This window comes from Auraticoccus cholistanensis, assembly GCF_009742705.1.
GTDB lineage: Bacteria > Actinomycetota > Actinomycetes > Propionibacteriales > Propionibacteriaceae > Auraticoccus > Auraticoccus cholistanensis.
Genome location: NZ_WPCU01000002.1, coordinates 22,974 through 33,147, shown reverse-complemented (window position 1 = coordinate 33,147; position 10,174 = coordinate 22,974). Strand labels below are relative to the sequence as shown.

General features: G+C 74.8%; 8 protein-coding genes. 7 read left to right on the top strand and 1 reads right to left on the bottom strand.

Annotated features, from left to right (window positions below; translation table 11 throughout):
• Positions 1-226: 226 nt before the first annotated feature.
• On the bottom strand, positions 227-790 hold the full coding sequence (locus GC722_RS00665; protein ID WP_197429656.1) for an ANTAR domain-containing protein: 564 nt from the start codon (positions 788-790) through the stop codon (positions 227-229).
• Positions 791-1,131: 341 nt separating this feature from the next.
• Here GC722_RS00665 and GC722_RS00660 point away from each other — a divergent pair, with 341 nt between their 5' ends.
• The 7 genes from GC722_RS00660 (at position 1,132) to GC722_RS00630 (ending at position 10,062) form a co-directional block, all read left to right on the top strand.
• Positions 1,132-2,103: a glycosyltransferase gene (locus GC722_RS00660; protein ID WP_331714243.1), complete on the top strand. Its 972-nt coding sequence runs from the start codon at positions 1,132-1,134 to the stop codon at positions 2,101-2,103.
• A gap of 216 nt (positions 2,104-2,319) precedes the next feature.
• Entirely contained in the window at positions 2,320-2,406 is an 87-nt protein-coding gene (gene kdpF / locus GC722_RS19440) for a K(+)-transporting ATPase subunit F (RefSeq protein WP_408609285.1), read from the top strand.
• Positions 2,406-4,067, top strand: a complete 1,662-nt coding sequence (kdpA, locus tag GC722_RS00650) for a potassium-transporting ATPase subunit KdpA (protein WP_156607042.1) — start codon at positions 2,406-2,408, stop codon at positions 4,065-4,067. Before kdpF ends, kdpA begins: the two co-directional genes overlap by 1 nt.
• Entirely contained in the window at positions 4,064-6,151 is a 2,088-nt protein-coding gene (gene kdpB / locus GC722_RS00645) for a potassium-transporting ATPase subunit KdpB (RefSeq protein WP_408609284.1), read from the top strand. Before kdpA ends, kdpB begins: the two co-directional genes overlap by 4 nt.
• An 8-nt stretch (positions 6,152-6,159) precedes the next feature.
• Positions 6,160-6,738: a potassium-transporting ATPase subunit KdpC gene (kdpC, locus tag GC722_RS00640; RefSeq protein WP_331714242.1), complete on the top strand. Its 579-nt coding sequence runs from the start codon at positions 6,160-6,162 to the stop codon at positions 6,736-6,738.
• Positions 6,739-6,775: 37 nt separating this feature from the next.
• Positions 6,776-9,355: a DUF4118 domain-containing protein gene (locus tag GC722_RS00635; RefSeq protein ID WP_331714241.1), complete on the top strand. Its 2,580-nt coding sequence runs from the start codon at positions 6,776-6,778 to the stop codon at positions 9,353-9,355.
• Positions 9,352-10,062: a response regulator transcription factor gene (locus tag GC722_RS00630; RefSeq protein WP_331714240.1), complete on the top strand. Its 711-nt coding sequence runs from the start codon at positions 9,352-9,354 to the stop codon at positions 10,060-10,062. The genes GC722_RS00635 and GC722_RS00630 overlap by 4 nt, the downstream gene beginning before the upstream one ends.
• Positions 10,063-10,174: the final 112 nt, after the last annotated feature.

The window sequence follows — 10,174 nt, the reverse complement described above, 5'->3', positions numbered from 1 at the left end:
CCCCGACACCGTGGGCGGCGGGGTGTCGATGGAGAACACCTGCTCCCGCTCGGGAGAGCGGCCGAAGCGGTAGGTGCCCTCCTCCTCCCAGCGCGCGGACCAGGCGGCCTCCAGGCCTTCGAGCACGGGCTTCTCCGGGACACGGTTCACGAGGGGCGAGTCTACGGACCCCGCGCCACCGGAATCGACCTCGGACTGCCGAGCCCTCGACCAGGGCACCGCCCGCTCAGCCGCCGTCCGCGAAGCTCAGCAGTCCGTCGAGCACCTGTCGCGCCGTGGTCGGCAGCGACTGCTCCTGGGCGTAGCTGTGCGCCCGGAGGAGGGCGTAGGCCCCGTCGACGGTGCCACGTCCCATCTGCACCGCCACCATGCCCGCGGCCAGGTCGACCCGGCTCCGGCTCCCCCACGACGGGTGGGCCAGGACGAGCTCGCGGTTGACGGGGTCGGCGATGAGGACGTCGCCGACCAGGTCGGCGACGAGCTGCAGCGCATCCGGCCCGACCAGCAGGCTGCCCTCGGACGTGCGGAAGAAGGTCAGCACCCCCACCACCTCGAGGCCGACGTGGATGGGCACCGCGTCCAGGCACAGGTCACCGACGGCCCGCACCACGACGGCGGTCAGCCCGGCCCAGTCCTCATCGGGTGCCCGGGTGTCGAGGTGGACCGCCGCCCCCTGCTGGTACGCCTGCACGCCGGGACCACGTCCGTGGACCTCCTGCAGCGCCTCGAAGCGGGTCGACACGTCGTCCGTCGCGCAGAGCACGTGGTGGGTGGCGGTGCCGGTGCTCAACGACAGCGACCCACCACCGGCACCCACCACGGCCACGGCCGCCCGGCACACGCGCGACGGCAGACGCTCAGGCTGATCCGGCGGCTGCGAGGCCTCCATCAGCGCCTGCACGGCAGCCCAGGGAAGGAGAGAAGCGGGATCGATCTGGTCCATGGTGGTGGCGGCCCTGTAGAAGAAGCCGCACTCCGCCCAGTGAGACCAAGGAAGCCAGCGTAGCGCGCAGGCCCTCGCGGGCGCCCTGGCGAGCGCAGCGGCTCCCGACCTGCCTGCGCGGTGCGGTTACGGCCGCGTTAGCGTGCAGCCACGAGGAGGTGCGACGTGGACGTCCCGGGTGCGGTCCGGTGAGGGTGCTGCTGTGGCCGGTGCACGGCTCCTACACCGCCTCGTTCGTGTCCGGCGCCCACGAGTACCTGCTGCCGGTGCTGCCGGACCGGGGTCCGGACGGCAGCGGCCGCTCCGGCAGCTACCCCTGGCCCGACAGCGTCCGTGAGGTGCCGGTGGCCCAGCTCGGCGACGAACCGGTCGACGTGGTGGTGCTGCAGCGTCCGCACGAGCTCGACCTGGTGCAGCGCTGGACCGGACGGCGACCGGGGCGCGAGCTGCCCGCGGTGTACCTGGAGCACAACGCCCCGACCGGGCACGCGGTCAGCAGCCGGCACCTGCTGGCCGACCGCACCGACATCCACCTGGTGCACGTCACCCACTTCAACGCGATGGCGTGGGACAGCGGCTCGGCGCCGACCACGGTGGTCGAGCACGGCGTCGCCGACCACGGCTACCGCTACACCGGCGAGGAGCCCTCGCTGGCGGTCGTGGTCAACGAGCCGGTGCGTCGCTGGCGCGTGGCCGGCACCGACCTGGTGCTGCGGCTGGCCCGCGACCTGGCGGTCGACGTCCACGGCATCGACAGCCACCTGCTCACCGACGTGGCCCGCGAGCACGGGGTCGAGCTGCCGCCCGGGCGGCTGCACAACCTCTCCCAGGCCGAGCTGCACGCGCGGATCGTCCACCACCGCGCCTACCTCCACCCATACCGCTGGACCAGCCTCGGCCTCGCCCTGCTGGAGGCGATGTCGCTCGGGATGCCCGTGCTGGCGCTGTCCACCACCGAGGCGCCGCGGGCCGTCCCGCCGGAGGCGGGCGTGCTGAGCAACGACCCCGACGTCCTCCGCGACACCGCCCGGCACTGGCTCGCCGAGCCGGAGGCCGCCCGCGCCTGCGGACTGGCGGCCCGCGAGCACGTCCTCGAGGCCTACGGGCTGGACCGTTTCTGCCGCGACTGGGACCGGGTGCTCTCCACCGTCGCCGGCTGAGGCACGGGCCCGACCGGCGGCTGCCGGGGGCGAAGGCGTCAAGACCACGTCAAGACCGGCCGCGCGGGCGTCAAGAGGGCGTCAAGACCGCGGAGGTGGGCCCCGTCCGGGGAGTGCGATGGCGGACGTGCCTGATCTCGTGCTGGTCCTCGTCCTGGTGGCGTTCTTCGCCCTGCTCGCCCTGGCCGCCCGACGGCTCGCCCGGGGTGAGCGGCCGTGATCGACGACGTCGTGGCCGGCGTGCTCGCGCTGGCCCTGATCGGCTACCTGCTGCACGCCCTCACCCACCCGGAGCGGTACTGATGGGCGCCACCGCCGCGGGCCTGCTGCAGCTGCTGCTGCTGGTCGCGCTGCTGGCCGTCACCTCGCCGCTGCTGGCCGGCTGGCTGCACGCCGTGGCCACCAGCCGACGCCACCTGGCCGTCGAGCGGGTGGTCTACCGCCTCGGCGGGATCGACCCCGACCGCGAGCAGGGGTGGCGGCAGTACCTGCTGGCCGTGCTCGGCTTCTCCCTGGCGGGGGTGCTGCTGCTCTACCTGCTGCTGCGGGTGCAGGGCGTCCTGCCGCTGTCCCTCGGACGGCCGGGGTTCGAGCCGTCCGGGGCGTTCAACACCGCGATCAGCTTCGTCACCAACACGAACTGGCAGTGGTACTCCGGCGACTCGGCGATGGGGCACCTGGCCCAGATGGCCGGGCTGACCGTGCAGAACTTCGTCTCCGCCGCCACGGGGATCGCGGTCGCGTTCGCGCTGGTGCGCGGACTCGCCCGCGCCGAGTCCACGCGGCTGGGCAGCTTCTGGGTGGACCTGGTCCGCATCACCGGCCGGGTGCTGCTGCCGCTGAGCCTGCTGGTCGCGGTGCTGCTGGTGCTGGGCGGGGTGATCCAGAACCTGGACGGCCCCCGCGCGGTCGAGACCCTGACCGGCGGCACCCAGTCCGTCCCCGGCGGGCCGGTGGCCAGCCAGGAGGCGATCAAGCAGCTCGGCACCAACGGCGGCGGGTTCTTCAACGCCAACTCCGCCCACCCCTTCGAGAACCCCGACGCCGGCACCAACCTGCTGGCCACCTGGGCGATGCTCGTCATCCCCTTCGCGATGCCGCTGGTGTTCGGCCGGATGGTCGGCCAGCGCCGCCAGGGCTTCGCCGTGCTGGCGGTGATGGCCCTGCTGTGGCTGCTGTCCGTGCTCGCCGTGGTCGCCGCGGAGGTCACCGGTCGCGGGGCCGCGCCCGAGCTGGCCGGCGCCGCGATGGAGGGCAAGGAGGTGCGTCTGGGCGTGTGGGCCTCGGCGGTGTTCGCCGCCTCCACCACCGGGACGTCGACCGGTGCGGTCAACGCCATGCACGACTCCTACACCGCCGCCGGCGGCGGGGTCGCGCTGCTCAACATGATGCTGGGCGAGGTCTCCCCCGGCGGGGTCGGCTCCGGGCTGTACTCGATGCTGCTGATCGCCGTGCTGACCGTCTTCCTCTCCGGGCTGATGGTGGGCCGGACCCCGGAGTACCTGGGCAAGAAGATCGGCGGCGGCGAGATCACCCTGGTCGCGCTGGTGCTGCTGGTGATGCCGGCCACGCTGCTCGCCGGAGCGGCGCTCTCGGTGAGCCTGCCCACCGGCCGGGAGTCGCTGGCCGGCGAGGGTCCGCACGCGCTGACCCAGATGCTCTACGCCTGGGCCTCGGCGTCGAACAACAACGGCTCGGCCTTCGCCAGCCTGTCGGCCGGCACCCCCTTCCTCGCCGTCGGTCAGGGGCTGGCCATGCTGGTGGGCCGCTTCGTCCCGATGCTGCTCGTGCTCGCCCTGGCGGGCCGGCTGGCCGCCCAGCGAACGGTGCCCGCCGGCAGCGGCACCATCCCGACCCACGGCCCCGTCTTCGTCTCGCTGATGGCCTTCGTGGTCGTCGTCGTGGCCGGGCTCACCTTCTTCCCGTCCCTCGCCCTGGGACCGATCGCGGAGGCACTGCAGTGACCACGTCCACCCGTCACCCCACCCAGCCGGTCGCCGCCGACCCGGCCCGGACCGCCGTCGCGGGGCCGAGCACGGCCGACCTGGTCCGCGCCGCCGTCCCGGCCTCCTTCCGCCGCCTCGATCCCCGGCACCTGCTGCGCCAGCCGGTGATCTTCGTGGTGTGGGTGGGGTCGGTGCTGTCGACCGTGCTGGCGGCGCTCGACCCCTCGCTGTTCAGCGTCTCGCTGGTGGTGTGGCTCTGGCTCACCGTCCTCTTCGCCAACCTGGCCGAGGCCGTCGCCGAGGGTCGCGGGCAGGCGCAGGCCGCGAGCCTGCGGGCCACCCGCACCACCACCGGGGCCCGACGGCTGTCCGGCGACGGCACCGAGACCGCCGTGCCCAGCAGCGAGCTGCGCCCCGGTGACCTGGTGGTGGTCGAGGCCGGGCAGACCATCCCCGGCGACGGCGACGTGGTGGAGGGGGTGGCCAGCGTCGACGAGTCGGCCATCACCGGCGAGTCCGCCCCCGTGATCCGCGAGTCCGGTGGTGACCGCAGCGCCGTCACCGGGGGCACCACCGTGCTCTCGGACCGGATCGTGGTCCGCATCAGCTCCGCGCCCGGGGAGTCCGTGCTGGACCGGATGATCGCGCTGGTCGAGGGGGCCGACCGGCGCCGGACGCCGAACGAGGTCGCGCTCACGGTGCTGCTGTCCGCGCTCACCATCATCTTCCTGATGGCCGTGCTGACCCTGCAGCCCTTCGCGGTCTTCTCCGGGGCCACCCAGCCGGTGCTGGTGCTGGTGGCCCTGCTGGTGTGCCTGATCCCGACCACCATCGGGGCCCTGCTGTCGGCGATCGGCATCGCCGGCATGGACCGGCTGGTGCGGCGCAACGTGCTGGCGCTGTCGGGCCGGGCGGTGGAGGCGGCCGGCGACGTGGGGGTGCTGCTGCTCGACAAGACCGGCACCATCACCTACGGCAACCGCCGGGCCACCGACCTGCACCCGGCCCCCGGCGTCCGGCCCGCCGAGCTGGCCGAGGCCGCCCGGCTGGCCTCGCTGGCCGACGAGACCCCCGAGGGCCGCTCGGTGGTGGATCTGGTCGCCGGGCGGCACCCGGCGGGAGCGCCCGCGGGGTCGGGGGACCCCACGGGCACGCCGGTGCCCTTCACCGCCGAGACCCGGATGAGCGGGGTCGACCTCGGGCCCCGGCAGATCCGCAAGGGCGCCGCCAGCACCTGCGCGGCGTGGGTGGCCGAGCACGGCGGCGAGGTGCCGGCGGCGGTGACGGCGGCCGTGGACGAGGTCGCCGCCCGCGGCGGCACACCCCTGGTCGTCGCCGAGCGGGACGGCGGCGGCACGCCGGCGCGCTGCCTGGGGGTGGTCGAGCTGACCGACGTGGTCAAGGAGGGCATCCGGGAGCGGTTCGAGGCGCTGCGGGCGATGGGCATCCGCACCGTGATGATCACCGGCGACAACCCGCGCACCGCCCGCCACATCGCCGAGGCCGCCGGAGTCGACGACTTCCTGGCCGAGGCCAGGCCCGAGGACAAGGTCGCCCTGATCGTGGCCGAGCAGCGCCGGGGAGCCCTGGTGGCGATGGCCGGGGACGGCACCAACGACGCCCCGGCGCTGGCCCGGGCCGACGTCGGCGTGGCCATGAACACCGGGACGTCGGCGGCCAAGGAGGCCGGCAACATGGTCGACCTCGACTCCGACCCGACCAAGCTGATCGAGATCGTCGAGATCGGCAAGCAGCTGCTGATGACCCGCGGCGCCCTGACCACCTTCTCGGTGGCCAACGACGTCGCCAAGTACTTCGCCCTGGTGCCGGCCATGTTCGCCGTCGCCCTCCCCCAGCTCGGCGTGCTCGACGTGCTGCGGCTGGGCTCGCCCGAGTCGGCCATCCTGTCGGCGGTCGTGTTCAACGCCCTCGTCATCGTCGCGCTCGTCCCGCTGGCGCTGCGCGGGGTGCGGTACCGCCCCGCGCCGGCCAGCTCCCTGCTCCGCCGCAACGCGCTGGTCTACGGCGTCGGCGGGCTGGTCGCCCCCTTCGTCGGCATCAAGCTCGTCGACCTCGTCGTCTCCCTGCTCCCCGGAATGTGAGTCCTGCCGTGAACGCCCTGCTCCGCTCCTCCCTGGCCGGTCTGCGCGTCCTCCTCGTGATGACGCTGCTGCTCGGTCTCGCCTACCCCCTCCTGGTCCTCGGGCTGGCCCGGGTGCTCGCCCCGCACCAGGCGGCGGGCTCCCTGGTCGAGGTCGACGGCCGCGTGGTCGGCTCCGAGCTGCTGGGCCAGCGCTTCGACGGCCCCGGGTGGTTCTGGGGACGTCCGTCGGAGGCCGGCGAGGGCTACGACGGCCTCAGCTCGGCCGGCAGCAACGCCGGGCCGAACGACGCCGCGCTGGTCGCCGAGATCGCCGAGCGGCAGGTCGCGCTGGCCGGCGCGAGCGGTGTCACCCCCGCCGACGTCCCCGCCGACGCGGTCACCGCCTCCGGCAGCGGGCTCGACCCCGACGTCTCCCCACGGTGGGCCGAGCTGCAGGTGCCGCGGGTGGCGGCCGAGCGCGGGCTGGACGAGGACCGGGTCCGCCAGGCGGTGGCGGCCGCCACCCGTCCGCGGCTGCTGGGCGTCCTGGGCGAGCCGCGGGTCAACGTGCTGCTCGCCAACGTCGAGCTGCAGCGGCTGGGGTGATTCACTGACCACCGGTACGACGAGCGACAGGAGCACGGTGACGGCGACGGCGGGGCCACACACCCCGGAGCCCCGCACCCCGGAGCAGCGCACCCGGGAGCAGCGGTCCCCGCGCGACCTCGGGCGCCCCAGGGGCGAGCTGCGGGTGCTGCTCGGGGCCGCACCCGGGGTCGGCAAGACCTACGCCATGCTCGACGAGGGCCACCGCCGCGCCGCCCGCGGCACCGACGTGGTGGTGGCGGTGGTCGAGACCCACGGCCGTCCCCGGACCGCCGAGCAGCTGGAGGGGCTGGAGGTGGTGCCGCGGCGCCGCCTCGAGCACCGCGGCACCGTGCTGGAGGAGATGGACGTCGACGCCGTGCTGGCCCGCCGACCGCAGGTGGCGCTGGTCGACGAGCTGGCCCACACCAACGCCCCCGGCTCCCGCAACCGGCGCCGCTGCGCCGACGTGGAGGAGCTGCTGGCCGCGGGCATCAGCGTGATCACCACGGTGAACGTGCAGCACCTGGAGTCCCTCAACGACGTGGTCGCCTCGATCACCGGGGTGCGGCAGCGGGAGACCGTGCCGGACTCGGTGGTGCGGGCCGCGGACCAGGTCGAGCTGGTCGACATGGCGCCCGAGGCGCTGCGCCGGCGGCTGCTGCACGGCAACGTCTACCCGCCCGAGCGGGTGGAGGCGACGCTGTCGAGCTACTTCCGCCCCGGCAACCTGGCCGCCCTGCGCGAGCTGGCCCTGCTCTGGGTCGCCGACCGGGTGGACGCCGCCCTGGCGCTGTACCGCGACGAGCACGCCATCGCCGCCAGCTGGCCCACCCGTGACCGGGTGGTGGTGGCGCTGTCGGGCGGTCCGGAGGGCGCCGACCTGGTCCGCCGCGGGGCGCGGATCGCGAAGAAGGGCGTCGGCGGCGAGCTGCACGCGGTCTTCGTGGCCCGCAGCGACGGCCTGGTCGAGCGTGACCCGCGCGCCCTGGCCGAGCAGCGGCGGCTGGTGGAGGACCTCGACGGCAGCTTCCACACCCTGACCGGGGAGGACCCGGCCGAGGCGGTGCTCGACTACGCCCGCTCGGTGAACGCCACCACGGTGGTGGTCGGGCAGAGCCGGCGCAGCCGCTGGCAGAGCCTGCTCCGCACCCCGGTGAGCCAGCGGATCGTGGCCGGCTCGGGCGACATCGACTGCCACCTGGTCACCCACCGCTGGGCCGGCCGCGGCCAGCGGACCCCCGCGGTGCCGCTCAGCCTCCCCCGGCGGGTGGCGGCCTACGTCCTGGCCGGGCTGCTGCCGGTGCTGCTGACCGTGCTGTTCACCGTCACCCCGGGGTGGACCGAGCACGAGGTGCCGCTGCTGACCCAGCTGGCGGCGACCGTGCTGGTCGCCCTGGTCGGCGGGCTGCTGCCGGCGCTGCTGGCGGCCGTGGTGGGCAACCTGCTGGTGAACTTCTGGCTGGTCGAGCCGCGGTTCAGCCTGGACGTGGCCGACGCCCGGGACGCGCTGTCGCTGCTGGTGTTCCTGCTGGTCGGGCTGGCGGTCTCCTCGGTGGTGCAGGGTGCGGCCCGGCGGAGCCGCGAGGCCGCGGCCGCCCGGGCCGAGGCCGACACGCTGCTCGCGCTGACCCGGCACGGGCTGGCCACCGACGCCTCGGTCGCCTCGCTGCTGGAGCAGGTGCGCGACACGTTCGGCCAGCAGCGGGTGGAGCTGCGGGTGCGTGACGTCCCCACCGCTCCCTGGCGGGTGGAGCACGCGGTCGGCGAGGAGGCCGTCCAAGGGCCGCCGGACACCGAGCTGCCGCTCGACGAGCTGTCCGGCTTCGCCCTGTACGGCCGGGGTCTGACGGCGCCCGAGCAGCGGGTGCTGACCGCCTTCGGGGTGCAGGCGGTGGTGCGCATGGAGCGACGCGAGCTGGCCGAGACGGCGGCGCAGGCCGACGCCCTGGCCGCCCGCAGCGCCTTCCAGACCGCGCTGCTGGCCGCGGTCAGCCACGACCTGCGGACGCCGCTGGCCGCCATCAAGACGGGGCTGTCGGGGCTGGTCGACGAGGACGTCGAGCTGGACCCGGCGGCCGCGCGCGAGCTGCTGCAGGTGGTGCAGAGCAGCGCCGAGCGGCTGGAGCGGCTGGTGGCGAACCTGCTCGACATGACCCGCATCCAGATGACCTCCCCCGCCCCCGAGCTCGACGAGGTGCTGGTCGACGAGGTGGTCCGGGCCGCGGTGCAGGCGCTGCCGCACGTGGCCGGCCGGGTGGAGCTGGGGCGATCGGAGCTGATGGTGCGCACCGACCCCGGGCTGGCCGAGCGGGTGGTGTCCAACGTCGTGGACAACGCCGTGCGCCACCAGCCCGAGGGCATCCCGGTGGTGGTGCGCTACGAGACCGAGGGCGACCGGGTGCGGGTGCTGGTGGTCGACCGCGGTCCGGGCATCGGCCGGGAGCGCCGCGAGGAGGTGTTCCAGCCGTTCCAGCGGCTGGGCGACCGGCCGTCGCACGCCGGGGCGCCGGAGGGGCTGGGCCTGGGGCTGGCGGTGGCCAGCGGCTTCGCGGCGGTGCTCGGGGCCCGCCTGGTCCCCTCCGACACCCCCGGCGGGGGGCTCACCATGGTGATCGACCTGCCGGCGGCCCGGTGACGGCCGGGGACCGGGTCCACGTGCTCGTGGTGGACGACGACCCGGCGCTGGCCCGGGCCATGAAGATCAACCTGGAGGCGCGCGGCTACCGCGTCACCACCACCCGCGACGCCGGCTCGGCGCTGCGCGCGGTGGCCGAGCTCGACGTCGACCTGGTGCTGCTCGACCTGGGTCTGCCCGACCGCGACGGTCTCGAGGTGGTGGCCGGCGTCCGCGGCTGGTCGAAGGTGCCGGTCGTGGTGCTCTCGGCCCGGCACACCACCGACGACAAGGTGGAGGCCCTCGACGCCGGCGCCGACGACTACGTCACCAAGCCGTTCGAGATGCACGAGCTGCTGGCCCGGATCAGGGCCGCGCTGCGGCACTCCGCGACCGAGCCGACCACCCTCGTGGTGGAGGTCGGGGACCTCGTGGTGGACCTGCGTCGCAGCACCGTCACCCGCGCCGGGGAGCCGGTCCGGCTGACGCCCAAGGAGTGGGCGCTGCTGGAGGTGCTGGCCCGCCGCCCCGGCGAGCTGGTCACCCAGGCCGAGCTGCTCAGCGAGGTCTGGGGACCCGGCTACGAGCGCGAGACCCACTACCTGCGGGTCTACCTCGCCACCCTGCGGCGCAAGCTCGAGCCGCAGCCCGCCCAGCCCCGCTACCTGCTCACCGAGCCGGGCCGCGGCTACCGGCTCGACGTGGGCGCCGGTCCGGACCCGTCCTGAGGCTGGCCGGTCCCGGGTCGTCGGCAGCCGACCAGCCGGGCGTCGAGGCCGCACGACCGGTAATCGTCTTCCGACCAGACGTCGTGCGGGCCTCCGACGCTGTCGCGCCGAT

Excerpts from the sequence above, each read along its gene's own strand:
- kdpA (WP_156607042.1), top strand. The coding sequence starts at position 2,406 with ATGGGCGCCACCGCCGCGGGCCTGCTGCAGCTGCTGCTGCTGGTCGCG.